Below are 25870 nucleotides of genomic sequence, written 5' to 3'. Positions count from 1 at the left end.
TTGCGATGTCCAAACATACCGCGTCGCAATCGGACGCAGATCGCCCCGATGCAGATTTCAACCTCGACGCTAATCCAGCGCCTGCCACAACGCCTGTGCGGTTCGGGCGTCTCGCGCTTTGGGTTGCGTCGGCAAGTGCGCTGGCAGCCGGCGTAGTCGGGACGGTCGCGTATGGCGTCTGGTTCAACCAGGATCAGCATGCCTACACCGAAGCCATGGAGAACGCGCGACAAACGCTCTGGATCACCGCATCCACGCCGGCGGCGCAACCAACGTCTTCGTCCGGTTATGGTGACTTATCCTCATCGACCCCTTCGGCAGCCACCGTTTCCAGTGTCGATCTGAACGCGCCCGTTTTTTCGACCCAGCTTGACCGCCGCGCAGCGCCTTCTCGTAATACCACTGCACCAAAGCTGGCCACAACGCGCCCGGATCGAGCGAGTTGTTCTGCAAGCCTGGATCGCCACCGTCCGGCGTCGCGCACCAAATCGAATAGCCTGTTCACCCGCGTCGGTTCATTCTTTCATCGCGTGAGCTACCGGCAGCGTGACACCGAAGGTCAGCGAGATATTTACTCCCGTCCGTGAGCGGCGGAGTGGGACATGTCCTCAACATACGCTTCAGGCCGGGCCCGGCTACGATCGCCAGCGCATCCTTCCTTTGCCTGCTGATCGGTCTTCTGTTCCTGGCATTGCAAATCAAGACAATCTTCTCGGACCAGTTGAAGCAGGAATACAGCGGCCTCGTTCTCGAAGGGGTTGAACGAGCGGAAAGTGCTCGCAACCTGGTCCGCGTCTGGCAGCAACAAGCCGATAACAGCAACACCCAATCGCAACAATCGGAAGCTTATCGACGTGCACGCGTTGATCTCGCAGCTCGCATCGCATCACTCGCCGCCCTGGTGAACGCGAGCCCGTCGGCGGCACCGCGCATCCCTCAATCCGCGTTATCGCCCGATGCAAATCTCGACGATACAGACGCGTTGCTCGCCGTGGAATCGGTGTACTGGCGTGAACAGCGTGATCGCGACAGCGTCGATGCACGCACGCGTATCACCCGTGCGGCGCACACGTTGATCGTGTTGTCGGCGTTGGTATTCGGCGCGCTGATCACGGCCCTGGGGATGTATGCCAAGCGCACTCGCCAATTGGCAGGCGAGTCGCACAAGTTCGAGCATGCAGCGCTGCACGACGCCATGACCGGCCTGCCAAACAGACGGAAATTGTTTGCCACGCTGGCGGAAACGGCAGCGGTGTCAGAGGGGAATCCGAAGCGCCGGAAAATTGCCGTCCTTTATGTCGATCTGGACGGATTCAAACAGGTCAATGATTCGCTCGGGCATCACATCGGCGATAAATTCCTGATCGCCGTTTCCAGGCGCTTTCGTCAAACAGTGCGTGTAGTCGACGTGGTCGCGCGCTTCGGCGGCGACGAGTTCGTCGTGCTGGTTCGCGAGTTTTCAACGACCGCAGAACTGGAAGCTATTGCGCAGCGTCTGATCGCCTGCGTGGTTCAGACGGACGAGCAGATGGGCATCGGTTTTGTCCGGGCCAGCATCGGCATTGCGAGCTTCCCCGACCCCGTCGAGGACTACCATCATCTCGTCTCGGTGGCCGACGAAACGATGTACCAGGTGAAACGAAACGGCAAGAACGGCTACGCGTTCGCGACTCGGTCAAAGTGATCGGGATCGTTTTCGGCTATCGTGTAGCTAGGGAAAGACGAGAGTCCGTCGCCCCGAAATGAGCGCAATCCGTGAGGAGTCGCACCATGAGTGTCGAGCTAAACCACACTATTGTCTGGTGTCGCGACAAGCAGAAGTCGACACGCTTTCTCATGGACATCCTGGACTTGCCAAGCCCGGTCGAGTTCGGGCAGATGCTCGTCGTTCAACTCGCCAATGGCGTCTCGCTAGACTTCTTCAACAGCGAGGACCCGATTTCCATGCAGCATTACGCGTTTCTGATTGGCGAAGACGAATTCGATCAGGTCTTCGCCCGGATTCGTGACCGGCGGCTCAAGTACTGGGCCGATCCAGGCAAGCAGCGCGCCGGCGAAACTTATGGTCATAACGGTGGCCGGGGCGTCTATTTCGACGACCCTGACGGCCATCTGTTAGAGGTCATGACACGCCCTTACAAAATCGGTGCCTAGCGCGAATTGAAGCTAGTGGTCATTCGACTAACGACCCTCGCCGCGCAGCATCCCCCACTTATCGGCACGAACACGCAAATTCTGAAGGCGCACATTTCCCGATGTCGCCATCGCGTGACATGCGTGAAAATCGCGCAACGAGCCATATCGGCTGGTCTGGCAATCAAGGCAATCAGCATGAGCCGCCTGAGCATAGACCGGCAGCGCCCGCTGTTTATTCAAGAAAACTAAACGACGCCAAAGACTCAACCGAGGAAAACCACGGGTGCCGCGTTCGCCCGCGATCAAGACCATGCTCAAGAACTTTACGATTCGCCGCGGGCTCACGATTACCATCGCCGGTTATACGCTCGCGCTCGTGGCGGTGCTGCTTGCAGCCGCTGCGTGCCTGCGCCAGAGCAACCAGGCGCTTGAGCAGATGGTCGCAACCGATACCGTCGCCATCACGCATCTCAAGACGAGTTCGCAGCGCTTGCTCCAAGTGCGTCTCGCGCTCGGAAGCTTCGAGACGCTGTTCATGCTCGGCAAGGCCGGCGATGACCTGCTGCCCAACGCGCGCAAGACGCTCAAAGCAAGCGATGCCGAGTTCGATGCCTATCTCGCCAAGCCGCGCGATCCACAGGAAGAGCCGCTCGTGCAAGCGGCAAAAGCGGCGCGCGATGCGTTGATCGCGAAGGCGCTCAACCTTGAGTTCGATGCACTCGCGCAAAACGATTTCACGACGTTCCGCACGCTCCAGGTACAGACGGCGGATGGTTTATACGCCACCTATGACCACGCGATGTCCGCGGTGGAAGCGTTCCAGATCGCGCATCAACAGGACCGTTATGCGCAGGCTCAAGCGCAGTTCCACACGATGGCGACGGCGGCGGTAGTTGTCGCGGTATTGGCGCTGGTGTTTGCTTTCATCGCGCGTGGTGCGTTGAGTGCGGCGGTGATGAAGCCGATTGAATCGGCGATCCATCACTTCGAACAGATTGCCGCGGGCGATCTGACAGCGAGCATCGACGCCTCGCGTAACAACGAAATGGGCCGCTTGTTCGCGGCGCTTGGGAAGATGCAGCAGGGTCTTGTCGGTACGGTGCAGCAGGTGCGCGGCGGCACGGGCGCAATCTCGCACGGCGCGCGTGAGATTGCGGCGGGCAACATCGATTTGTCGCAACGCACGGAGGAGCAAGCGGCTTCGTTGCAGCAAACGGCATCGAGCATGGAGCAGTTGACGGCGACCGTCCGCCAGAACGCCGACAACGCGCGGCAAGCGAGCGAACTGGCCGTCGATGCATCCGCGACTGCTGTGCGCGGCGGCACGGTCGTGGGCAAGGTCGTTCATACGATGGACGACATCGCGACGAGTTCCACGCGCATTGCGGACATCATTGGCGTGATCGAGGGGATTGCGTTCCAGACGAATATTCTCGCGCTGAACGCGGCGGTGGAAGCCGCGCGGGCGGGCGAACAAGGGCGTGGTTTCGCCGTGGTCGCGGGTGAGGTGCGCAGCCTTGCGCAACGCAGCGCGGCGGCTGCGAAAGAGATCAAGGAATTGATCAATGCATCGGCGGACAAGGTGCAGGCGGGGAATGCGCTCGCGGGGCAAGCCGGCCAGACGATGAGCGAAGTGGTCGCGGCGGTGAAGCGTGTGTCGGACATCATTAGCGAGATCAGCGCGGCATCGAACGAGCAGACCGGCGGGATCGAACAGATCAATCGCGCGGTCGCGCAGATGGACGAGGTGACGCAGCAGAACGCGGCGCTGGTGGAGGAAGCGGCGGCTGCGGCGGCGTCGCTTGAGCAGCAGGCCAAGCAGCTGGATGTCGCGGTGGCGGTGTTTCGGGTTTAGGCGGCGCTCGACGTCAACGGCCATTGTGTCGGTGCGGGTCCAGAAAACTCATCTCATCAAAAGCTGGCTTGCGATTTTGATATCAATTTGTGATATCATTCCACAGTGAAAGCCAAGCACAGGAAAACGCTCGAAGCGATATTCAAAAAGCCCACGGGCGGCGGCGTGGTGCTCGCGGAAATCGAATCATTAGTCATCGCGCTTGGCGGTGAGATACGGGAGGGCTCGGGCTCACGCGTGGCATTCGAGTTGAATGGCCGCCGCCGATATTTGCATCGACCGCATCCAGGCAAGGACGCGAAAAAATATCAGGTGGAAGAAGTGCGAGAGTGGTTTATCGAATTGGGGGTTAAGCCGTGATAAACGCAATGAACTATAAGGGGTATCTTGCGCGAGTTGAGTTCGATCCGCGCGACAGCATTTTCGTCGGGCATGTGCTCGGCGTGTCCGAGCACATCAGCTTTCACGGTGAAACCGTACTTGAACTGACCACGGATTTTCATGAGGCCGTCGATCATTATCTTGAAGATTGCGCAAAGACAGGTCGCGACCCGCAAAAGCCGGCATCGGGCAAACTCATGTTGCGGATACGGCCGGAAGTGCATGCTGCTGTGGGCGTAGCCGCCGCGGCCGCAGGCAAAAGCATCAGCCAGTGGGCCGACGAAGTATTGGAACGTGCTTCACACGTGTAACAACCGGTTCGTTCCTGAGTGTCATCACAATTCAAGCTATCTGATATTCGACAGAGAAAACGCCCGACAGCACGTTCGGGCGTTTTTGTTTTTCCATGTGCCAGAAGCGGGTGTATCGCTTCTTTCTGATGCTCAGCTAAACCCACGAAGCACGAACGGTGAACAACAGGGATTTGTTCCATCAATATCCCGTCGCAGCCGCCGTAAATACCGTCCGGTAATAGGCACGCCCCTGCTCCAGGTGCGGTTCAAAAGCGAATCCACGGCTCAGCATGTCGTTCATATCGGCACGCGTGATTTTCATCACGTAGCTATGTTCCGTCGTGACCAACCGGCAACTCCCCGGCGTCTCCGAAGCGCTAAACCACTTGCCCGCGTCAGCATGACCGGCCTGATACGTGTGGCCCTCGTGCTCCACCTGCCAGCGGCCATCGAGCAAGATCCAGAAATCATCGCTCTTATCCGCCGCCGCGCAATTCGCCACAACCGTACCCGCCTGCGCTTCCCACTCGCGCGAATGGCCGATGGTCCAGCGCAACTGCGCCGTATCAAGACCCGTAAAAAACGGCGTCTTCCTGAGCAGATACAAATAAGTCGTCGATGCTTTCATGGCCTTGCTCTCCTGTTCCGCGTAGCCCTGCTGACCGCACGCGGCCGTCAGCATAAGAAGGCTAAGCCAGGCGCCGCGAACGATACGCCCGGCATACATCATCGCTGCACCTTCGCTTCAAGCAGATCGCCCATGCCGATGCGCTGCGCGAATTCGATCCGCACTCGCTCCGATACCTCCAGCACCTGCGCCGCGCCGTCGCCGACAAAATCGATCACCGAGCGCATCGGACGCGTGCCCATTTCCAGCCCGACGATGCGAACCACTTCATCCGCGACGGCTTTAGGATCTGAGTTAGCCGGTGTCAGTGCGGTCAAACGCTCGCCGATCTGGTCCATCACGCCGTCGTATCGGGCGTAGGCTGCGGCTGTCGCCGTGTCTGCCGGTTTGCCTGCGCTCGGGAAGTGATCGGTGCCGCTGGTGAACGCGCCCGGCACGACAATCGATGTCTCCACACCGAAGCGCGCAAGTTCATAAGAGAGCGTGACGGCGAGCGAATCCATTGCTGCCTTCGCCGCGCCGTAAGGGCCCATGAACGGCGGAAAACCGCCCTTGGTCGTCGTGCTGCTGATCCACAAGACAAGCCCGGATTCCTGCTTGCGCATATAAGGCAGCACCGCGCGGTTGACGCGTTGCGCGCCGAACAGATTGGTGTCGAAGACCTTCATCATCTCTTCCGGCGTGAACGCTTCCGCCGGGCCGACTACCAAATGTCCTGCGTTCTGCATCACCACGTCGATCCTGCCCTGCTCGCGGACTATCGTTGCGGCGGCGGCAACGGCGGAATCCTGCGAGAGGACGTCGAGTTCCAGTGGAATCAACGCAATGTCCTTCTCCGCCGACAATGCCCGCAATTCGTCGGCACGACCGCGATTGCGGCCTTCCACGTCGCGCATAGTCGCGTACACAGTGTGCCCCGCTTCCGCCAGCGCCTGCGCGCTCAACTTGCCGATACCCGTGCCTGCGCCCGTTACCAAAATGACTGATTTCATGATGACTCTCCAATCGTTTAGATAAGCTAATGTTTCTGCATTCTTAAGCAACACCGCCATTGGCGCGCAGGATCTGGCCGTTGACCCAGCCCGCATCCGGACCGGCGAGGAAGGACACGACCGAAGCGATGTCATCGGGCTGACCGAGGCGTTGCAGCGGCGGCATTTTGGCGAAGGTCTGGATCTGTTCTTCGGTCTTGCCATCGAGGAACAGTGACGTCGCGATCGGACCCGGCGCAACGGCGTTCACCGTGATGCCGCGGCCGCGCAGCTCCTTCGCGAACACATGCGTGAACGCCTCAACCGCTGCTTTCGTCGCGTTGTAGACGGCGTAGCCGGGCATGTTCAGGGCAAGCGTGGTGCTCGAGAAATTCACGATCCTGCCGCCGTCGTTCATCCGCGCTGCCGCTTCGCGCAGCGTGTTGAAGGTGCCGCGGACGTTGATACCGAAGGTCTGGTCGTAGAGCGCGTCCGAGGTATCGGCGAGCGGGACCGTCTTCAGCACGCCGGCGTTATTCACCAGCACGTCGATCTTGCCGAGCTGCTGTTCGGTCGCCTCGAACATGGCGCGGACTTCATTGGCGTTCGCTACGTCGGCCTTGATCGCGATGGCCTTCGTCCCCTGCGCGGTGAGTTCCGAGACGAGCGCGTCGGCTTCATTCGAACTCGATGCGTAGTTGATGGCCACGGCAAAACCGTCGCTGGCGAGACGCCGCGCCACCGCTGCGCCAATACCACGCGATGCGCCCGTGACGATAGCTACCTGGCTGTTCTTGACTGTGTTCATGATTTGCTCCTTTGGGTGGTGAGTGCGTGGAATGAAGTATTGATCATTAACGTCGATTGATAATTAGCATCAATTTGGTAATATCGTTCCATTTACTTCAACAATTTGAGCTCGCGAGTTGCTTATGGACCGGTTTCAGGAAATGCAGGTGTTTATTCGTATCGCCGAGCGCAGCAGCTTCACGCAGGCCGCGGACGATTTGCAGATACCGCGCGCCACTGTGACCAATCTTTTAAAGCGCATGGAGGAACGGCTTGGAACGCGGCTGCTCGAACGCACGACGCGCACAGTGCGTCTGACGCACGACGGCGAGGCGTTTTACCGGCGCTGCGTGCGGCTGATCGCGGATATGGAGGAAGCGGAGGGATCGTTTCGCAATGTCGCCCCGAAGGGTCTGCTGCGCGTGAATCTGCAGGGGACGCTTGCGAAGCATTTCGTCGTGCCGGCGCTGCCTGAGTTCATCGCGCAATATCCGGAGATTGAATTGCAGATTGGCGAGGACGACCGGCTGGTGGATCTGGTGCGCGAGGGGATCGATTGCGTACTGCGGGCGGGCACGCTACAGGATTCATCGATGGTCGGGCGCCGCGTCGCATTGATGGAGCAGGTCACGGTGGCGAGTCCCGCTTATCTGGAACGGTTTGGTGAACCTGAGACGCTCGAGGCGCTGGGTGCGCATCGGGCGGTGAACTACTTATCGAGTGGATCGGGGCGGATCTTGCCTATGGAATTTACCGTCGATGGCCGGGTAGTCGAGATGCAGCTTGCGGCGGTGGTGTCGGTTACGGGTGCGGATTTGTACACGGGGTCGGCGGTGGCGGGATTGGGGATGGTGCAGGTGCCACGGTATCGGGTGATGGGGGAATTATCGGCAGGGAAATTGAAGGTCGTGCTCAATGCGTTTCCGCCGCCTCCCATGCCGGTTTCGGTTTTGTATCCGCAGAACCGGCAGTTATCGGCACGGGTTCGGGTGTTCGCGCAATGGGTTCGGGAGATTTTCGAAGCGGCGGAGTGACAGATCCGTGTTGGTCATAATTTCTTCGATGAGTTAGTGCGACGGGGTGCCAACCGAACTCGGACTCTCAAGCCACCGGGAGATGGCCGACAGCACTTGGGTCTCTATGCCGAGGAAGCCGTGCGGCGACTTGGCGCCGCATTCGCCAGCGCGAAGCCCGCCGCGCTCGCTGCTCGACACGGCCAGAAACTGCAGCCGGCTGTCCTCAGCGAGAGAACGGGCCGCGCTAAATGGTGAGACCCGGCATCCATCATTCTCGTTCGACACAACGAGGACCGGCGTCGCGTTGACTTCCCAGCGCATACCCGAGAGACCTGACTGGCCATTCATGCCGATTGTGACGGGCGAAGTGAGGACATACGCGTCGGCCAACCGCGGCTCCCGCTTGAGCACGTTGCCAACTGAAATCGTGCCGCGACTGGTGCCCACGAGCACAATCTTTGCGGCTGGAAAGCTCTGCCTGAGCGCCGCGACAATGACGTGTACGTCCTGCGCGTGAGCGTCGCTCAGCCGAAACTCATCATTCATGCCGGATGATCGATCCGACGGTGCATCGACAATAGCGAACGCGTCGCCCGCAGACATCCAGTATTGTGCGGTCCGCAGGAGAAAATTTGCCCTCAGTGTCGTAGGACCGGTGTCGTCGAGAGCGACCGCACCGTTGTCGCCGGCAAACAGTACGATGACCCATGGCGGCGCGGCAGAGGGCCGTTCGACGAAGATTGCCTGCGTCTGCTGCGCGCGTATCGGCAGCCGCACCAGTTCGCCCGAATACGCCGGAAGCGCGCTCACGACAGTGCATGCAAAAGCACATGCTGGCACAGCGACTCGCAGCAGCAGTTTCTGCAGCCTGCCGCTGAAATTGGTAATAGCGCATCGGGTTGTCGATTTTTTATCGCGCATTCTGCAACCGGGTCATTGTGCAAATTTCAGCATATGTCAGCCGGATAAAAAATGCAGCAGCCGGATCTCCTCCGCTAGCCTTGCGTAGAACGTCCGGTTTCATCAAGCCACCGAATGATGTTCTGCACAGTATCGCCATAGAAGGTGCGATACAACTCCTTCGACACATAGCCGATATGAGGCGTCGCGAGCACGTTGGGCAATTCGCGCAGAGGGTGCGGATTGTCGAGCGGTTCAACGTCGTATACGTCCAGTGCGGTGCCGGCAATCTGACCGGTCGTGAGTGCCCCAAGCAGTGCGGCAGCGTCGACGATCGGTCCCCTGGACGTATTGATCAGCCGGCTTGTGGGTTTCATCTGCGCGAGTTCTGTCGCGCCGACCAAACCTTGGGTTCGCTCGCTCAACCGCACGTGGATCGACAGGAAATCTGCCGTGGAGAACAGTACATCCTTGCTGACTCGCTGCACGCCCTTTTCCGCGGCGCGCTCCGCGGTAAGGTTCTGGCTCCATGCGATGACGTTCATTCTGAATGCCCGCCCGATGATGCCGACAGCCGAGCCGATATGGCCAAGACCAAGCAATCCGAGCGTCTTGCCCGCGAGTTCATCGCCAAGCGAAAGCTGCCAGCCTCCCTGACGCAGCGACTGATTCTCGAGGGGAATATTACGGGCCATCGCGAGAATCAGCGCCCATGTCATCTCGATCGTCGGCGTGGACGAATAGCCCGTATGACGAATTTCGATGCCGCGTTCCGCAGCCGCCTTCTGATCGATCGACGCATTCCCTGGGCCGGTCGAGGCGATCAGCTTCAGGTTCGGCAGGCTTTCGACAACCACGCGGGACAGCGGCGTGCGTTCTCGCATCACGCATACGACATCGAATGGCTGCAGGCGTTGAATCAGACTCCCGATATCGGCGACGTGGTCGTTGAACACCGTAACGTCTGCCAGGTTCTCAAGGGGCGACCAGTCCGCTATGCTCAGCGCGACGTTCTGATAGTCGTCGAGGATTGCTACCTTGACAGGAAATTTGGGGTCCATGTTGCGCGCTCCAGGAATTGAAAGGGTTAGTGCCTTGATCAGAACTTCCCTGAACGAATGCTAAGAAACCCGGCCCAGGACGTAAATCAATATGTAGCGAGGCCACCCATCGCGAACCGCGATGGCGATGGCGCTAGCGCTTCATGACACGTTGCCTCGGTGCTTGTCGAGGTGGTCGACCAGCATGCGCGCGGGAAGCGGCAGCGTGTCAAAATTGCGCGCGATTATTGACAGCGGCCGCAGCGACCACGGTTCGTCAAGTTCAACGACGCGAAATGGCGCCGAATGCATATAAGGTGTCACGCTTCCCTTGGGCAGCACGCCAATGCCGAGACCCGCGCTGACCATGTTGCGCACGCCCTCGAAGCTTGTCACCTCTATGCGCACGCGAAGCCGCTTGCCGGCACGCTCAGCGGCGGCGCGACACAATTTCGGAATGGACGTACCGTACGGCATGCTGACGACGTCGTCGTCCAGAACTTCCGAGAAGGTCACGCTTGCGTGCTCGGCGAGCCGATAATCCGACGGCACGATTACGACCAGCTTATCGATGCTGTACGGACGCCATTGCAGATCGCCGAGAGAGTCCTCGGTGGCCGAGCAGATGCCAAGATCGGCAACGCCGCTTGCAATCGCCTGCACCACTTCATCGCTCGATTTCTCGACCATATCGATCCGCACTTTCGGATTTGTGCGCAGGAAGGAGCGCAGCGCACCGGGCAGATACTGGACCATGGCGGTAAAGTTCACATAAATCCGGGCATGCCCCCTCAATCCTGCCGAATATTCAGACAGTTCATCCGAAATTTGCTGCAAGTGCTCGCTCAACCGCTTCGCATGATGATAGAGCGCCTCGCCCGCAGGCGTAGCTTGAACACCGCGGCTGTGCCGATATAACAGTAGCGTGCCGGCGTCGTCTTCGAGATCCGATATGCGCTTACTGACGGCCGATGCCACGATATGCGTGCGCGCCGCCGCGGCAGCAATGCTGCCCTCCTCGATGACAGCCACGAAAATGCGCAGGGATTCCATATCAAGTCGCAGCGGCCGATCTGTTGAAACACGCATCCTCGCTCCTTCGGTTTGGATATCCGCTCGGTTCGCACCCATCGCGTTTGGCGATGCCTGTATTGAACATTGAGAAATTTTCAATACGCCCGGCAACCGGCATCCTATGTGCGATGGAGTTCGATCGGCGCAGGATCATCGATCAAGGCGCGGGACCGGGCAGCGTGCATCGCGATTTTATGTCGAGGAGGCGACGTTGTCCTGAGTGCCAGAACATCAGCCTGCACGGCCGGAACGCATGAAAACTCCGTTGAAAATATGAAGGAGACGAAAGGTGGAACACAAACAAGTTGTTTTGAGCTCACCAACTCATTGGTACGAGGGTCTCACGTCGATGCACTGGCGTGTGCTGAAAGCTAGCTTTCTCGGCTGGATTTTCGACGGCTATGAAGCACTGGCACTCGTCGTTGTTCTTGGGCCGATGCTGCATTCGGTGCTGTCGCCGGCGCAGGCCGAGTCCCCCACGACTTACGCGGGTCTGGTGATCGGCATTACGTTGCTTGGCTGGGGAGCGGGAGGTCTGATCGGCGGGATTCTCGCGGACTATGTCGGACGCAAGCGGATGATGCTCTGGTCCGTATTCCTCTATGCGGTGTTGTCGGGTTTGACTGCGTTCTCGCAAACCTTCTGGGTGTTGTGCGGGCTGCGTTTCCTGACTGGCCTCGCAATGGGCAGCGAATGGAGCACGGGCGTCGCGCTGCTGTCGGAAACCTGGCCGGAGCGGGCTCGCGCGAAAGGGGCAGGCTTCCTGCAATCGGGCTTCGGCTGGGGCACGCTGATCGCGGCAGTCGTGTGGTACGCGCTTTCGTCGAGGCATCCACTCGGTGCCGAAACCTGGCGCCTGATGTTCGTGCTTGGCGCAGTCCCGGCGTTCTTTGTGCTCTACATCCGCCGCGGAGTCAACGAGTCGGAGAAATGGCAACGTGCGGTGCGCGAGAAACGCTGGAGCGCGACGAGCACCGAGCCGGTTGCGGGCGACGCGCCTGCATCCGGGAAGCGCCCCTTCACGCTCACGCAACTGTTCAGTGAACCGGAAGCGCTGCGCCGCACGGTGCTTCTGCTGGTGCTGTCGATTGTTACGACTGTCGGCTGGTGGGCCATTTCCAGCTGGCTGCCGACCTACACCGTGTCGCTCGCTAAAGCCGAAGGTATCCCCGACGCCTTGTCGTGGGGCTCGAAGATATCGATCGCGTACACCATTGGCGCGATTGCGGCCTACATGATCGCGGGCTTCGTGGTGGATGCAATCGGCCGGCGGGCCTTCCTGTCGCTCACTTTCGTCGGTTCGCTGGTAACAACGTTCGTCACGTACAAGCTGACGACGAGTGTCGAAGCGATGTTGATCGTGGCGCCGATCAATGGCTTCTTCACCCTGGGCTGTGCTTATGTCTGGATGGCAATTTACCCATGCGAACTTTTCACCAGCAGCGTGCGCTCCACTGCGATCAGTTTCGTTTTCAATGCGGCGCGCCTGATTGCATGGGTCTTCCCGATCATTGCGGGCAGCATGATCAAGTCGTTCGGCGGCGTGTCGCAGGCTGCTTTGGTACTCGGTTCGGTGTATCTGCTTGGCATCGTGCTGCCATGGTTCTTGCCTGAAACGCGTGGCGCAGGCATGCCGGACTGAGACAGTTCAGAATTTTGGATACCTAACTCTATTCTGGAGAGGAAAATGCCTCAAAATTTTCGTGTTGGACAAATCGTTCCAAGCTCGAATACGACCATGGAAACTGAAATCCCCGCCATGTTGCGTGCCCGTGAAGCAATCCGCCCCGAGCGGTTCACTTTCCATTCGAGTCGGATGAGAATGCACAAGGTCACGAAGGAAGAATTGGTCGCGATGAACAAGGAAGGCCTGCGCTGCGCGGCGGAACTCGCCGACGCTCGTGTTGATGTCATGAGCACGGCGTGCCTGGTCGCGATCATGGCGATGGGGCCCGGATATCATCGGGAAACTGAACGCGAACTGTTGGAGGTCGCTCGTGCCAATCACTGTCTGGCGCCGGTCATGACCTCTGCGGGAGCTCTGGTGGAAGGTCTGAAGATCCTGGGCGCTCGCCGGATCTCGCTTATGGCGCCGTACATGCGGCCCTTGACCGATCTCGTTGTCGCTTATATCGAAAACGAAGGAATTGAGGTAATCGATTCCCTCTGCTTTGAGATTCCCGACAACCTTGAAGTCGGTCTGCGCGACCCGATGCAGCTCGTCAACGACGTTCGGGGCCTGAACACCGAAGGCGCGGAGGTAGTGGTGGCGTCCGCATGCGTCCAAATGCCTTCATTGCCGGCGATTCAGCGCATCGAAGACATGCTGGGAATCCGCACCGTCTCGACTGCTGTATGCACCGTCCGGCGCATGCTGGATCATCTCAAGCTTGAGCCGATCGTCCCTGGCGCGGGAGCATTGCTTGCCGGTGCGTGATCGGCAACGCAGTCAGCGCCGGCTTGCCCATGTTCAATTGCCCGACGCGGCAATGTGGACTGCCGCGGCGCACGCGCCGCGACCTCTGCGAGGAAGCAAACAGGCATGGCTCCTTCTATTGGATCTTGATGACAACCTTACCCTTTACACGTCCTGTTTCGACGTAAGCCAAAGCCTCTTTGGTTGACTCGAACGGGAAAACCCGATCGATCACGGGCTTTATGGCACCTGCGTCGATGAGCGTAGCGATCTGGCTTAGCTGGCCTCCATCAGCACGCATGAAAACAAATGAATAGCTGACGCCATGACGCTTCGCCGCTTTTCGGATGCGATAGCTCAAAAAGCGCATCACGGTTTTCAGGAACCAGGAGGCACCCATCTCTTTAGCAAAATCAGGATCAGGCGGACCGGCGATCCCGATGAGTTTGCCACCTGGCTTAAGCACTCGCAGCGACTTCTCCAGGGCATTTCCGCCCTGCGTATCCAGTACCACGTCGTAGTCCTTCAGGATGGCCGAAAAATCGTCTTTCTTGTAATCGATGACGATATCCGCGCCGAGTCGCTTCACGAGCTCGATATTCTGCGCGCTCGTAGTCGTTGCGACAGTCGCGCCCACATGCTTCGCCAGTTGAATGGCAAAGGTACCGACGCCGCCCGAGCCAGCATGGATGAGCACTTTCTGCCCTTTCTTGAGTTGCCCTTTTTCGATCAGCGCCTGCCAGGCAGTCAATCCCACCAGCGGGATTGAAGCCGCTTCCTCCATCGTGAGTGCTGTGGGCTTGAGGGCCACGCCATCCTCTTTGACCGCAATGAATTCCGCAAAGGTGCCGATGCGATCCTTGTGCGGTCGCGCATAAACCTCATCGCCCGGTTTGAATCGTCGTACGCGCGATCCAACGCGAACAACAACGCCGGCCAGATCGTTGCCCAAAATCAGCGGCAAACGATAAGGCAAAATGAGCTTGAACTCTCCATCCCTGATCTTTGAATCGAGAGGGTTCACGCCAGCGGCGTGGATCTGGATCAATACGTCGTCCTCGCGCGGCTCTGGCGTCGGCATATCGCCGGCTCGTATGCCATTCTTGCGTCCATATCGATCAACGACGAATGCCTTCATCATGCTCCCTTGTTCCTTGTCAGTTTTTCGTTGCGTCAAATATGTAGAGCTGCAGATCGGTCACAGCACGGTCATGCATTGACGTCGACGACCATGCCAGCACGTCCTTGCAGTCTGCCCTTTCTACGGGAAAGGGCAGAAACCCCGCCTACGTCGAGAGCCGCAGATCTTTGCGAATGCCGGCGTCTACCAAGCCGGCGGGTGCAAATCTGCGTAGCAATCGCAGACGGGCGGCAAGTCCACCGGCTGTATAGCGGAGTTTCGGGCGAACCGCGATGGCGGCCCGCAATACGGTCTCGGCTACAACCTCAGGACCGTCAGCGCCCTCGACCACCTCTTTCACTCGCTTATCCACGGCCGAGCGTATCTCGCGGTACTCGTCGAGGGGGGCATCGGGCGCCATGAAGTTCGCGTCGAAAAGCGTCTTGATATAAGCAGGTTCAATGACCGATACCCGGATGCCCATCGTGCGCAACTCATGGTCGAGCGACTCCGAATAGCCCGCGACCGCATGCTTGGTAGCGGAATACAGCGCCATATAGGGCATGGGCAAGAAACCCAGCACAGAGCCGATGTTGATGATGCGGCCGCTGCCTTGTTGCCGCATATGAGGCACCACGGCGCGCGTCATGCGGATAATCCCGAAGAAGTTCGTATCGAAGATCGCGCGGGCCTGGTCAATCGAACTCTCTTCTGCTGCGGCGGGGGCGACGCCGAAGCCAGCGTTGTTCACCAGCAGGTCGATGCGGCCGTGCAGGCGCAGTACTTCCTTGACGGCAGCTTCGACTGATTCTTCGCTGGTCACATCAAGCGGCAGCATCTCGAACGTCCGCTGGCCGGCTTGTGCGCCGCGCCGGCTAGTGCCGTAGACCTTGTATCCGGCCTTCGTGAGCCGCTTTGCCGTGGCTTCGCCGATTCCTGACGATGCGCCCGTAACGAGCGCTATTCCAGTTTCCATGATGTTCTTCCGATATTGAGGGATGTCTTTACGTCGTTGATTGAGTATTTATCTTGTTAAAATATTATGATCATCATATTTTTGATCCAACAAAAACCGGCACCGGGCAGGAGGATTTACGCATCAATGGACGCGAGTTTTTTTACTGCGGCTTCAAGAAAATTTTCCGACAGCTTGGAGTCGTCAACGGCGCGCGCCAGCACCATGGTGCCGACCATGGTGGCCACCGTCATGAGCGCCTGTTCGTGCGCGCCCGGCTGGCCCCAATCAGGTAATTGACGCGCAACGACATCGATCATTTCCTTGATGCGGCGGGTGGCCGCGCGTCGCACGACCGGCGCCTGGCGCGGCATCTCCGAGCCAAGCGCGGAGACCGGGCAGCCAGTCTCCATGTTTTCACAATGCTCCTTCGACAGATAGGCGCGCACCATCGCGGGCAATGCCTGCTCTGGCGGCACGGAGGCGGCGATATGTTCTGACAGGGCTACGGCTTCAGCACCGGCGCGGTCAGCAGCTTCGGCAAGCAGCACCTCGCGCGATGGGAAGTGGGCATAGAAGCCGCCATGCGTCAGGCCTGCCTCCTTCATGATGTCGGCCACGCCCGTGCCGTCGTAGCCGCTGCGCCGAATCGCGCGCGCGGCAACCTCGACGATGCGCTCGTGCGTAATTTCCTTGCGGCTGACGGTTTTACGATTGATCGATGGCTTTTTCATGACGACCATCATATAACATTTCAGCGCAATTTGCTGTGCATCAGGGGTTTGACGGCCCGCCAGAGATCGTCCTCCAGGAATCGCGTCACATGTGGCCAGGCCTCGCGCGCCCACAATCCCGCTTGGTAAACGCCAATTCGAGGAAACACCTATTTCCCGCTCAAGTTCAGCTTAGGGTCGCCGATATCATCTAATGAATGCTGTACTTTAAACATTGTCGCGGGAGCACGAAGCAAAGGCATCAGGGACTGGCAGGCAAGGCGGATGCGGCGCGTGGATTAGCGCTAAGGCGGCCGGACAACCTGCCCCAGGCGAACCATTTGATCCGACATCTGGAGAGTTACCCATGTTTCGCCGCGTTACTACGAAGGTACTCGTCCTTCTATGCGTCATGTACTGCATCACCTACATCGACCGCGTGAATGTCAGTACCGCCGCCGCGCAATTCGGTAAGGAATTCAACCTATCGCATACTCAAATCGGCTTCGTATTTTCCGCCTTTGCCTATCCGTATCTGGTCATTCAGATCTTCGGCGGCTGGCTCGCCGATCGCTTCGGTCCGCGCCGCACGCTGACGATCTGCGCGATTGTCTGGTCCGGTGCGACCGTGCTGACCGGGCTGGCGAGCGGCCTCGTCTCGCTGGTGTTCGCCCGCCTGCTGCTCGGTCTCGGCGAAGGCGCAACCTTTCCGGCCGCCACCCGTGCAATGTCAAACTGGACGACACCCGAGCGCCGCGGTTTCGCACAAGGCATTACGCATGCAGCGTCGCGTATTGGCAATGCACTCGCGCCGCCACTCGTCACATGGCTCATGCTAGCGACGAACTGGCGCGGGGCGTTCGTCATCACCGGCATGGTGAGCGTCCTGTGGGCTGTCATATGGGTCTGGTATTTCCGCGACAACCCGCGCGAGCATCGCTCGATGACTTCCACCGAAGCCGACCGGCTGCCTGAGTACACCCTGGCACAAACGAGCACGCGCGTACCTTGGCGAGCTTTGCTTCGACGCATGCTGCCCGTCACCGCCGTGTATTTCTGCTATGGCTGGGTGCTGTGGCTCTTCCTCGGCTGGGTGCCGCAGTACTTCCAGCACCAGCACATGCAACTCGGCAAGTCGGCGTTGTTCGCGTCAGGCGTATTCCTCACGGGCGTGCTGGGCGACTGGCTTGGCGGTGAGCTTACGGATTTCATCATGCGCCGAACCGGTAATCCGCGCCTCGCGCGCAACATCATGGTTTCGACGTGCATGTTCCTCACGCTTTTGTCTCTCATGCCGATCATGCTTGTCGACTCGCTGTCGATTCCCCTCGCCGCGCTCGCCCTGTCAGTGGGTTTCTTCTTCAACGAGATGACGATCGGGCCGATGTGGGCCGTACCCATGGACATCGCACCGAAATACGCCGGCACCGCGAGCGGCATCATGAACATGGGCTCGGCGGGAGCGGCAATCGTGAGCCCGGTGGTTGGCGGCTGGATCATCGACCACACGGGAAACTGGAATCTGCCGTTCATCGTGTCGATGGGGCTGATGCTGAGCGGCACGCTGCTGGCTTTCGCGATGCGGCCGGACCTGCAGCTGGAGGACGAAGCCGATAGCGACCCGCCGTCTGCAGAGTACGCGTGAGGCGACAAGCCGTGAAGGTTCTTGTAAGCAGTTAAGCATCCTGCCGAATGGTATTTGCCTGGCACATCGAGGCTCACGCGGCGGGAACGCAGACAACATATCCGCACGCGGCGCGCCATTCGCTTGCCGATCAGCGCGGTGTAACAGAGAAAATAAGAGAGAGGGAAAAGAAAATGCTGAAAAACCTGTCCATTCGCACCTGTTTGAGCGTGATGATTGCCTTCTTCGGCATCGTGCTGCTGCTTGGCGCAGCAGCTGGATTGCTGTCGTTGCGCGCGAGCAATGCTTCCCTGCAACAGATGTACACGGTCGACACGCCCGCGGTCGCCGATCTCGAGGGCAGCGCCGGACAGTTGTTGCGTCTGCGCCTTGCACTCGCGACCTATGCGTCGCTCGTCGATCTGAACGATCAGGACGGCGCAGCGGCGGTGCTCAAACGCTTCGATCAATATCTGAAGGTATCGAACGACCGCCTTGCGCACTATATGAGCAGCGCGGGGACGGATGACGACGAGCAGCGTCTGATCAAGGACATGCAGGACAAGCGCGCCACGTTCCTGCATGACGGGATCGAACCGGCGATGGCCGCGCTGAAGGCCGGAGACAAGGCAGGGTTTCAGCAGTTGCAGGCTCACAAGCTCCCTTCGCTCTACAACGCTTACGAAAAGTCGATGCTCACGCTCGAGCAACTGCAGATAGATCACGGCGCGCAGCGCTATCAGGACGCGCACGATCGCTTTTCTGCCGTCAGTGTCGCCGTCGCGGTGGGCATGGTGCTGGCGCTGCTGTTCTCATGGCTGGGACGGATCGTGCTGGTGCGCGCGATCGTTCACCCGGTCGATGCCACCATCGCGCAATTCCAGCGCATTGCGAGCGGCGACCTGACGAGCCGCATCGTCGTGAGCAGCGACAACGAAATGGGCAAGCTCGCGAGTGCGTTGCGCAAGATGCAGGACTCGTTGATCGCGACGGTGAACACGGTGCGCCAGGGGACCGAATCGATCGATACCGGTGTGCGCGAAATTGCGTCGGGCAACACCGATCTGTCCCAACGCACCGAGGAGCAGGCGGCCTCGCTGGAAGAGACCGCAGCGAGCATCGAGGAACTGAATTCAACGGTCAAGCAGACCGCCGATAACGCCAAGCAGGCCAGTTCGCTCGCGCAAGGCGCGTCGAGCCTCGCCGCGGAGGGCGGCGAGCTGACTCAGCAGGTCGTCGGCACGATACATCAGATCGTCGACGACTCGCACCGGATGGCGGATATTGTCGGCGTAATCGAAGGGATCGCGTTCCAGACCAATATCCTCGCGCTCAATGCCGCAGTCGAAGCGGCGCGGGCAGGCGAGCAAGGCCGCGGCTTTGCCGTGGTCGCGAGCGAGGTGCGTTCGCTCGCGCAGCGCAGCGCGACAGCCGCCAAGGAGATCAAAGGCATGATCGAACAATCGACGGCGCGCGTGCAATCGGGTGCGCAACTGGTCGAGCGCTCAGGGTCGACGATGACGGAGATCGTCAAGGCGATCGCAAGTGTCAGCGCGATCATGGGGGACATCGCGGCGGCGGCGATCGAACAGAGCTCGGGCATCGATCAGGTCAATATCGCGGTCGTGCAGATGGATGAAGTGACCCAGCAGAACGCCGCGCTCGTCGAGCAGGCGGCCGCTGCGGCAGGCTCGCTGGAAGATCAGGCACGCCGCCTCACCGCGGCGGTGGCCGTGTTCCGCACGGGCACGTCGGGCGCTCCGGACGCTCGCGGGCGTGACTTTGGGATGGCGCGCGTGACGCCCGCCATGGCACACCTCTAGCACCTCATCCTTGCGAACAAGAACGCGCTCAGTGATTTTTGCATTTCATCGCCGGTGCCGGGGAGACTGAAACGGTCAACCTGGAAGCACGGCCGGTGCGCCGTGCCTTCCCGACCCGATTTATTCCGCATCCAGCCAGGAATCCAGGCCAACGCGGAACGCGACGGCCGCGATCACCGGAACAGTCAGCATCATCACAATGCCGAAGTTTTCGATCATGTCGCCATACATGATCGTCTTGTACAGCACAATGCCCGAGACGATAACGAAAGCGACGAAGCCGACGAACACCATCAGGATGCTGCGAAGAGCACGGGACGGTCGCCAGCGCTTCGGCTTGCTCGGCTCGTCACTTGACTGCTCCGTGTTCGACGAAGTATCGGCTGCAGGTTTCTCTCTATTTTCTGGCATGGTGCATCAACTGGAATTGGTCGTTGTCGCGGGTGATGCTGATCGTGGAAATGCCATGAATCAGCCGACACCAAATGATTGTGTCACAGGCGGAGATGGTTTCGTGCTTGGCTGTTCGATGTCGTTCGGGCACGCGCTGGAATCTGCAGGTTTGCGGGTGCGCCACGCGGACGAAGGTAAAGTCGTTCCAATGTACCGCACCTCTATTCAGACGCAATCCGCTGGCGCTTTTCGCGGGCCGATGGTTGTATCGATGCGGCCGTACACGCCGGCCGAAGCGGCGATGGAAGCACGGCTGCCCATATGCATCACTCACGCCCCGGGTTACATGCCAGTTTGCCTGCCCGGCGCGACTCACTCGACGCTTCCCGCAAACCTTTCAGCTAACCGCTCCCGCTCGAAAGCCTCGACGACGAAATCGACAAACACCCGTGTTTTCGCCGGCAGCAGCGCTCGCGTTGCATAGTAGATCGAAATGGCTCCGGCGTCCGCGTACCAGCGCGGCAGCAATCGCACGAGTTCGCCACGTTCGATCGACGACAGCACATCCGACACGGCCAGCAGCGCAACACCCAGTCCGAGAATCGCAGCCTCGCGCATCGCCGCCGGGTCGTCGACCGTGATGGTCTCGCCGAGTCGCGCAAGCATCTCGCCACCCACCGTGTCGCGCATCGTCCTGTGGAGCACGCGGCCGGTTCGGCTCGAGCGCATCACGATGCCATCGAGGTCCGCAAGATCGCCAGGATCGGTCGGTGGCACGCGGCCGGCCATGTAAGCCGGAGACGCCACCGCCACGAGATGCGCTGGCGCCAATGTGCGCGACACGACGCCCGGTGCGAGATCGAACCCACCACCCAGCGCTGCATCGTATCCCTCTGCAATCAAGTCGACCTGTCGGTTCTCGAAGTGCCAATCCGGACGAATCATCGGATACCGGGCGAGGAACGCCGGCAGCAGCGGCAATACGTACGTAATGCCAAACGTCGGCGCCATGCTGACTTTCAGCACGCCAGCCGGGTCGCTGCGATCGGTCGAGACGGATGCGATCGCAGCTTGCAGCGCGTCTAGATTGCCGCCAATTTCCACGAGAAAGCGCTCGCCCGCCTCAGTCAGCGTGAGCTTGCGTGTCGAGCGTTGGAACAGTCGCGCGCCAAGATTGCGTTCTAGAAGCGCAACGTTCCGACTGACCGCAGCGGGCGTCAGCGCAAGGCGCCGCGCGGCCGCGGAGAAGCTGCCCGTTTCGGCGCTGCGTACGAACGACTCGAGGTTGACGAGGGTTTCCATTCGGGAATCTTAAAGTATTGATTGAAAATAATTAAAATAATTACCGGCTAATCATCGAGCAATTAAGGCGGCAACATTCACTCATTCAGCCTTGGGGAGTGAACGCCACATGTTCTTGCCCTTGCCGGCACGGACGGCGGCTTTACCACTTGATTCATCACCCTTCACCAGGAGCATCGTTATGAGCACCATCGGTATCATCGGAGCAGGCGCCATCGGGTCTGCGTTCGCGAAAGCGCTGGCGAGCAAAGGCCTCGAGGCCATCATTGCGAACAGCCGGGGCCCGGCCTCACTCGCGGGCCTTGCGCGCGAGTGAGGCCCCTCGATCACGCCGGGAACGCGCGAACAAGCGGCCGCGCAGGACATCGTCCTCGTCGCAGTGAACTGGTCGAAGCTGCCGGCCGCCCTAGCCGGGCTGCCGGACTTCGGCGGACGCATCGTGATTGATGCGAACAACCCGATCGAGGCGCCGCGGTTCGAACCAGCCGAATTGCATGGCCGCACGTCGAGCGAAGCATTCGCGGAGCTCGTGCCGGGCGCACGCGTCGTGAAGGCGTTCAATCATCTGCCGGCGCGCCTCATCTCCGACGATCCGCAGGCCAAGGGTGGACACCGCGTGTTGTTTTTCGCGGGAGATGACGTGCATGCAAAAGCGGCAGTGAGCGGACTGATCGAGCGGCTCGGCTTCTTCGGCATCGACCTGGGTTCGCTCGAAGGCGGGGGGCGGCTAGTTCAAATACCGGGCGGCCCGCTGCCGGTGCTTAATCTCGTCAAATTGGGATAGCCAATGAAAGGCGCGGTATACGGCGCCTTTCACACAAAAACTCAGGCACTCCCCACGAGTGGCTGCTCGGGTCCCCAAACGGTCGCCCCTATAGCGAGTTCACGCAAGACCGCCCCAGGTCGACCAGAGCCGTCTGTTGATCATTCTCGTAGCAGCAGACCTGTCTATTAATGCATTTCGCGACGCCGTTCAATGTCGACTCAGCCCGGTTACCCCGTCAGCGCCGGATTGCCCGCCAGAATCTCCACCAGGAAGTCGATGAACACCCGGACCTTGGTGGGCAGGCGGCGGCCGGCGGGGTGAACGGCGCTGATGGCCAGCGGGCCGGGGGCGCAGTCAGCCAGCACGACGCGGACCGCGCCCGAGGCGATCTCAGGCGCGAACGCCCAGACCGGGCCGTGGGCCAGGCCGAGGTCGGCGAGCACCGCGGCGCGGATCTGTTCGGCGTCGGCGGTACGGAAGTTCGCCCTTGGGTGATGCAGAATTGACCTCGATCCGTCCCGGAACTCCCACGGCAGCGGCTCGTGGAGCGGGGCGAAAATCAGGCAGGCGTGGGCGTCGAGGTCGGTGGGGGTCCGCGGCTCGCCGCGGACTGCGAGGTACGCCGGCGTGGCGACGGTCGCGAAAGGCGCCATGCCGATGCGGCGCACGATCATGCTCGAGTCAGCGAGCTCACCATTGCGAATCGCCAGGTCGACGCCTTCCTCAATCAGGTTGATGTTGCGCCCGGAGCCGGTGAGCTCGATGGAGATGTCCGGATAGCGAGCGAAAAACTCGGGGAGGCGCGGCACTATGTAGAGCCGCCCGAACACCGGTGCAACGGTCACCCGGATCAGGCCGGACGGCGCGGACTGGCCGCGGCCAACCAAGGACTCCGCCGCGTCGAATTCGTCGACCAGGCGCAAGGCTGATTCGTAGAAAACTTGGCCGGCGTCAGTGAGGGTCATGCTCCGCGAGGTGCGGCGCAGCAGCTGCGCACCCAGGTGGGCTTCGAGGGCGGCGATCTGTTTGCTGACCGCCGACTGGCCGACCCCGGCTTCCCGGGCAACCGCCGAGAAGCTGCCGCGTTCGACCACACGGACGAAGAGGTGCATCGCGTCGAGGCGGTCCATTGAAGGTTCCCAATACTTCCTATTTGGAATGGATTGTATTCCGCAATCCGGACTTCCGCGCCAGATGGAAATGGATAATTCTGTCGTCCGACGAGGCTGGAGCTTTCCAGCCCCAAAACGAGAGGAAAGTTCCATGACCACCGCCACCAAGACGACCTTTATTGAGACCCGGCACGTTCTGTCCGACGACGAGCGCCAAATCGAGCAAACTGTGCTCGCCGAGATCCACCAACTGTTCTCGAACCCCACCGGCAATCAGCGCGAGACCTATGACACGCTGATCACTAAGACGCCGATCGCCGATGGCGTCACTCTGGAAGCCATCGACCGCGACGGCGTCAGCGGCTGGTGGGTGCGGCCGGCCGGCGCCCCGGCCGATCGGGCAATCCTCTTCCTGCACGGCGGCGCCTACATGCTGGGCTCGGCCGAGGCCTATCGCGGCCTGGCCAGCCAGGTGGCGGTCCGCGCCGGGGTGGCGGCGTTCGTGGCGGACTATCCGCTGGCGCCGGAGCATGTGTTCCCGGCCGCGCCCGAGGCCGCTATCGCCCTTCGCCGCTGGTTGGGCAGCCAGGGCATCTCGCAGATCGCGCTGGTCGGCGACTCCGCGGGCGGCGGTCTGGCTCTCAGCGTGCTGGGCGATACGGCGACGACCTCGCCCGCCATAGCGGCCATCGCGGCCTTTTCGCCCTGGCTTGATCTGGCGATGACCGGCGCCTCGGTCAGCAGTCCCGACATCCACGACCCAATCTTCTCCCAGCCGGAAATGCTTGCCGGGCCTGCCGCGGCCTATCTCGCCGGCGCCGATCCGAAGGACGGCCGGGCGTCGCCGCTCTACGCCGTGCCCGAGGTCCTACCGCCCTTGCTCATCCAGGTGGGCGGCGACGAGATCCTGCTCGACGACGCGCGGCGCTATGCGCAGGCGGCCGCGAACAAGGGCGGCGAGGTGCAGCTCGATGTCTTCGAAGGGCTGCACCACGTTTTCCAAGGCGCGACGAGAGACCTGCCGACCGCGCGCCGCGCGCTCAACGCGGTGGCCGCCTTCCTGGGCCGCCACTGGGCCTAGCGCGACGCGTTCAGAAGAGCCACCGTAACCAGGTAGATCCCGGCGCTCTTGCACGAGTGCGACCTCAAGACGCGCCTTCGAGATTCCCCCAATCGGCGTTGAGATCGGTCGGTCCTGGAGCATCAGGGGGGCGGCTTGCGGATGTCCAGCAGCTACGCTGCGGGTTTAGGTTCGGGTCATTGTTCCGGGGTCGGTTGGCGATGCGATTTGTGACCTCGCTGCGACCTGTCCTTCCTGCGATTGAAAAATGAAACGAAATCAATCGCGTGGTGCTGTTCTCGGAACCTGCGTGCATCGGACACAGTATTTCTGATTCATCCATCGGCGCGAGCCAACCTCCCCTTCCCCATACCAATTCTGGTATCACAACCGCGAAATAACTGATTGGACCGCCATGAACCCCGGCGCTACGCTTCAATACGGTACGCATTCGAACCAGTCGACCGCGCGCATCAGCAATCGCGGCAGTACCGAACACAAACACAACTAAATCGGAGACAAACATGAGACATGCTCGACGCGCAGTCATCGGTGCGCTGCTTGGTTCTGCGCTGATGCTGGCCGCAAGCGTAACTGCCTACGCCGAAGACAGCAAAATCACCCTCGGTTTCTCACAAGTCGGCGCGGAAAGCGCATGGCGCACCGCCAATACTGTTTCAGTCAAAAGCGCAGCCAAAGACGCGGGCATCAATCTGAAATTCTCCGACGCCCAGCAAAAGCAGGAAAATCAGATCAAGGCGATCCGCTCGTATATCGCTCAGAAAGTCGATGTGATCGCTTTCTCTCCCGTCGTGGAATCGGGCTGGGAACCGGTGCTCATCGAAGCGAAAAACGCGAAGATTCCGGTGATTCTCACCGACCGCAATATCGATGTTAAAGACAAGTCGCTATACGTCACGATGATCGGCTCGGACTTCCTCGAAGAAGGCCGGCGCGCCGGCAAATGGCTCGAAGATCACTATAAGAACGATCCAGGTCCCATCAACATCGCCGAGTTGCAAGGCACGGTCGGCTCGGCGCCCGCCAACGACCGCCGCGCCGGATTGCTGGAAGTGATCAAGAACGATCCGAAGTTCAAGGTCATCGCGTCGCAAAGCGGCGACTTCACGCTCGCCGGCGGCAAGCAGGTCATGGAAGCCTTCGTCAAGACCTACGGCAAGCAGATCAACGTGGTCTACGCCCATAACGACGACATGGCGCTCGGGGCCATCCAGGCGATGGAAGAAGCCGGAGTGAAACCCGGCAAGGACGTGAGCGTCGTCTCGTTCGACGCTACCAAAGGCGGCTTCGAAGCCATGGTCGCGGGCAAGATCAACGTCGACGTGGAATGCAGTCCGCTGCTCGGACCGCAACTCATGACAGCAGTGAAGGAGGTGGTGGCAGGCAAACCCTTACCCAAGCGCATCGTGACCGAGGAAACGGTGTTCCCGATGAGCGTTGCCGCGCAAGTACTGCCGCAGCGCAAGTACTGAGTTGCCGCGA

25 protein-coding genes and 2 pseudogenes are annotated in these 25870 nt (G+C 60.3%); 15 read left to right on the top strand and 12 right to left on the bottom strand.

Features of this window, described 5'->3' with window-relative positions; all coding sequences use genetic code 11:
- Positions 1-5 precede the first annotated feature (5 nt).
- The 6 genes from M0D69_RS26500 (at position 6) to M0D69_RS26475 (ending at position 4683) form a co-directional block, all read left to right on the top strand.
- On the top strand, positions 6-587 hold the full coding sequence (locus tag M0D69_RS26500) for a hypothetical protein (protein WP_301784832.1): 582 nt from the start codon (positions 6-8) through the stop codon (positions 585-587).
- 8 nt (positions 588-595) lie between these two features.
- Positions 596-1684: a GGDEF domain-containing protein gene (locus M0D69_RS26495; protein WP_301784831.1), complete on the top strand. Its 1089-nt coding sequence runs from the start codon at positions 596-598 to the stop codon at positions 1682-1684.
- An 86-nt stretch (positions 1685-1770) separates the two neighbouring features.
- Entirely contained in the window at positions 1771-2154 is a 384-nt protein-coding gene (locus M0D69_RS26490; RefSeq protein WP_301784830.1) for a VOC family protein, read from the top strand.
- A gap of 265 nt (positions 2155-2419) precedes the next feature.
- Positions 2420-3991 carry a methyl-accepting chemotaxis protein gene (locus M0D69_RS26485; protein ID WP_301784829.1) on the top strand — a complete coding sequence of 524 codons (1572 nt, stop codon included), beginning with the start codon at positions 2420-2422 and terminating at the stop codon, positions 3989-3991.
- Positions 3992-4096: 105 nt separating this feature from the next.
- The gene (locus M0D69_RS26480; RefSeq protein ID WP_301784828.1) at positions 4097-4351 is read left to right on the top strand and encodes a type II toxin-antitoxin system HicA family toxin; all 255 of its coding nucleotides are present in this window, start codon (positions 4097-4099) and stop codon (positions 4349-4351) included.
- Entirely contained in the window at positions 4348-4683 is a 336-nt protein-coding gene (locus M0D69_RS26475) for a type II toxin-antitoxin system HicB family antitoxin (RefSeq protein ID WP_301784827.1), read from the top strand. Before M0D69_RS26480 ends, M0D69_RS26475 begins: the two co-directional genes overlap by 4 nt.
- A gap of 181 nt (positions 4684-4864) precedes the next feature.
- Here M0D69_RS26475 and M0D69_RS26470 read toward each other — a convergent pair whose 3' ends face one another.
- The 3 genes from M0D69_RS26470 to M0D69_RS26460 all read right to left on the bottom strand — a co-directional run bounded on the left by M0D69_RS26470 (position 4865) and on the right by M0D69_RS26460 (position 7072).
- Complete coding sequence (locus M0D69_RS26470) at positions 4865-5293, bottom strand: hypothetical protein (RefSeq protein ID WP_301784826.1); 429 nt, start codon at positions 5291-5293, stop codon at positions 4865-4867.
- Positions 5294-5391: 98 nt separating this feature from the next.
- A complete protein-coding gene (locus tag M0D69_RS26465) occupies positions 5392-6285 on the bottom strand; it encodes an SDR family oxidoreductase (protein ID WP_301784825.1) in 894 nt (297 codons plus the stop codon).
- A gap of 43 nt (positions 6286-6328) precedes the next feature.
- Positions 6329-7072, bottom strand: a complete 744-nt coding sequence (locus M0D69_RS26460; protein ID WP_301784824.1) for an SDR family oxidoreductase — start codon at positions 7070-7072, stop codon at positions 6329-6331.
- Positions 7073-7196: 124 nt separating this feature from the next.
- Between M0D69_RS26460 and M0D69_RS26455 the strand changes: the two genes are divergently transcribed.
- Positions 7197-8087 carry a LysR family transcriptional regulator gene (locus M0D69_RS26455; protein ID WP_301784823.1) on the top strand — a complete coding sequence of 297 codons (891 nt, stop codon included), beginning with the start codon at positions 7197-7199 and terminating at the stop codon, positions 8085-8087.
- 33 nt (positions 8088-8120) lie between these two features.
- Here M0D69_RS26455 and M0D69_RS26450 read toward each other — a convergent pair whose 3' ends face one another.
- The 3 genes from M0D69_RS26450 to M0D69_RS26440 all read right to left on the bottom strand — a co-directional run bounded on the left by M0D69_RS26450 (position 8121) and on the right by M0D69_RS26440 (position 11098).
- A complete protein-coding gene (locus M0D69_RS26450) occupies positions 8121-8879 on the bottom strand; it encodes a S9 family peptidase (protein ID WP_301784822.1) in 759 nt (252 codons plus the stop codon).
- 185 nt (positions 8880-9064) lie between these two features.
- A complete protein-coding gene (locus M0D69_RS26445; protein WP_301784821.1) occupies positions 9065-10030 on the bottom strand; it encodes a D-2-hydroxyacid dehydrogenase family protein in 966 nt (321 codons plus the stop codon).
- Between the two features lie 141 nt (positions 10031-10171).
- Entirely contained in the window at positions 10172-11098 is a 927-nt protein-coding gene (locus tag M0D69_RS26440) for a LysR family transcriptional regulator (RefSeq protein WP_301784820.1), read from the bottom strand.
- 274 nt (positions 11099-11372) lie between these two features.
- Between M0D69_RS26440 and M0D69_RS26435 the strand changes: the two genes are divergently transcribed.
- Entirely contained in the window at positions 11373-12725 is a 1353-nt protein-coding gene (locus M0D69_RS26435; RefSeq protein ID WP_301784819.1) for an MFS transporter, read from the top strand.
- Positions 12726-12770: 45 nt separating this feature from the next.
- Positions 12771-13520 (top strand): Asp/Glu racemase, encoded by a 750-nt coding sequence (locus tag M0D69_RS26430; RefSeq protein WP_301784818.1) that lies wholly within the window; start codon positions 12771-12773, stop codon positions 13518-13520.
- Between the two features lie 115 nt (positions 13521-13635).
- Here M0D69_RS26430 and M0D69_RS26425 read toward each other — a convergent pair whose 3' ends face one another.
- The 3 genes from M0D69_RS26425 to M0D69_RS26415 all read right to left on the bottom strand — a co-directional run bounded on the left by M0D69_RS26425 (position 13636) and on the right by M0D69_RS26415 (position 16320).
- Positions 13636-14637 (bottom strand): NADP-dependent oxidoreductase, encoded by a 1002-nt coding sequence (locus tag M0D69_RS26425; RefSeq protein WP_301784855.1) that lies wholly within the window; start codon positions 14635-14637, stop codon positions 13636-13638.
- A gap of 148 nt (positions 14638-14785) precedes the next feature.
- The gene (locus tag M0D69_RS26420) at positions 14786-15595 is read right to left on the bottom strand and encodes an oxidoreductase (protein ID WP_301784817.1); all 810 of its coding nucleotides are present in this window, start codon (positions 15593-15595) and stop codon (positions 14786-14788) included.
- 116 nt (positions 15596-15711) lie between these two features.
- Positions 15712-16320 (bottom strand): TetR/AcrR family transcriptional regulator, encoded by a 609-nt coding sequence (locus M0D69_RS26415; protein WP_301784816.1) that lies wholly within the window; start codon positions 16318-16320, stop codon positions 15712-15714.
- A 334-nt stretch (positions 16321-16654) separates the two neighbouring features.
- Here M0D69_RS26415 and M0D69_RS26410 point away from each other — a divergent pair, with 334 nt between their 5' ends.
- Both M0D69_RS26410 and M0D69_RS26405 read left to right on the top strand, forming a co-directional pair.
- A complete protein-coding gene (locus tag M0D69_RS26410; protein WP_301784815.1) occupies positions 16655-17932 on the top strand; it encodes an MFS transporter in 1278 nt (425 codons plus the stop codon).
- 173 nt (positions 17933-18105) lie between these two features.
- The gene (locus M0D69_RS26405; protein ID WP_301784814.1) at positions 18106-19734 is read left to right on the top strand and encodes a methyl-accepting chemotaxis protein; all 1629 of its coding nucleotides are present in this window, start codon (positions 18106-18108) and stop codon (positions 19732-19734) included.
- Between the two features lie 120 nt (positions 19735-19854).
- Here the strand turns inward: M0D69_RS26405 and M0D69_RS26400 are convergent, their stop codons facing one another.
- Positions 19855-20145 carry a hypothetical protein gene (locus M0D69_RS26400; RefSeq protein WP_301784813.1) on the bottom strand — a complete coding sequence of 97 codons (291 nt, stop codon included), beginning with the start codon at positions 20143-20145 and terminating at the stop codon, positions 19855-19857.
- Positions 20146-20245: 100 nt separating this feature from the next.
- Here M0D69_RS26400 and M0D69_RS26395 point away from each other — a divergent pair.
- Positions 20246-20611 (top strand): annotated as a pseudogene (locus M0D69_RS26395) (DUF1445 domain-containing protein); the annotation flags it as partial.
- Here the strand turns inward: M0D69_RS26395 and M0D69_RS26390 are convergent.
- A complete protein-coding gene (locus M0D69_RS26390) occupies positions 20500-21429 on the bottom strand; it encodes a LysR family transcriptional regulator (RefSeq protein ID WP_301784812.1) in 930 nt (309 codons plus the stop codon). The pseudogene M0D69_RS26395 and the gene M0D69_RS26390 sit on opposite strands and share 112 nt — an antisense overlap.
- A 181-nt stretch (positions 21430-21610) precedes the next feature.
- On the opposite strand from M0D69_RS26390, the pseudogene M0D69_RS26385 reads away from it, so the two are divergent.
- Positions 21611-22213, top strand: a pseudogene (locus M0D69_RS26385) (NADPH-dependent F420 reductase).
- 209 nt (positions 22214-22422) lie between these two features.
- On the opposite strand, the gene M0D69_RS26380 reads toward M0D69_RS26385, so the two are convergent.
- Positions 22423-23325, bottom strand: a complete 903-nt coding sequence (locus M0D69_RS26380; protein ID WP_301784811.1) for a LysR family transcriptional regulator — start codon at positions 23323-23325, stop codon at positions 22423-22425.
- A gap of 133 nt (positions 23326-23458) precedes the next feature.
- Between M0D69_RS26380 and M0D69_RS26375 the strand changes: the two genes are divergently transcribed.
- Both M0D69_RS26375 and M0D69_RS26370 read left to right on the top strand, forming a co-directional pair.
- Entirely contained in the window at positions 23459-24388 is a 930-nt protein-coding gene (locus M0D69_RS26375; protein ID WP_301784810.1) for an alpha/beta hydrolase, read from the top strand.
- 503 nt (positions 24389-24891) lie between these two features.
- Positions 24892-25860 (top strand): ABC transporter substrate-binding protein, encoded by a 969-nt coding sequence (locus tag M0D69_RS26370; protein ID WP_301784809.1) that lies wholly within the window; start codon positions 24892-24894, stop codon positions 25858-25860.
- The last annotated feature ends 10 nt before the right edge of the window (positions 25861-25870 follow it).

The organism is Caballeronia sp. SEWSISQ10-4 2, from assembly GCF_030464885.1.
Lineage (GTDB): Bacteria > Pseudomonadota > Gammaproteobacteria > Burkholderiales > Burkholderiaceae > Caballeronia.
The sequence above is the reverse complement of the archived record's forward strand: the minus strand, read 5'-3'. Positions and strand labels throughout refer to the sequence as shown.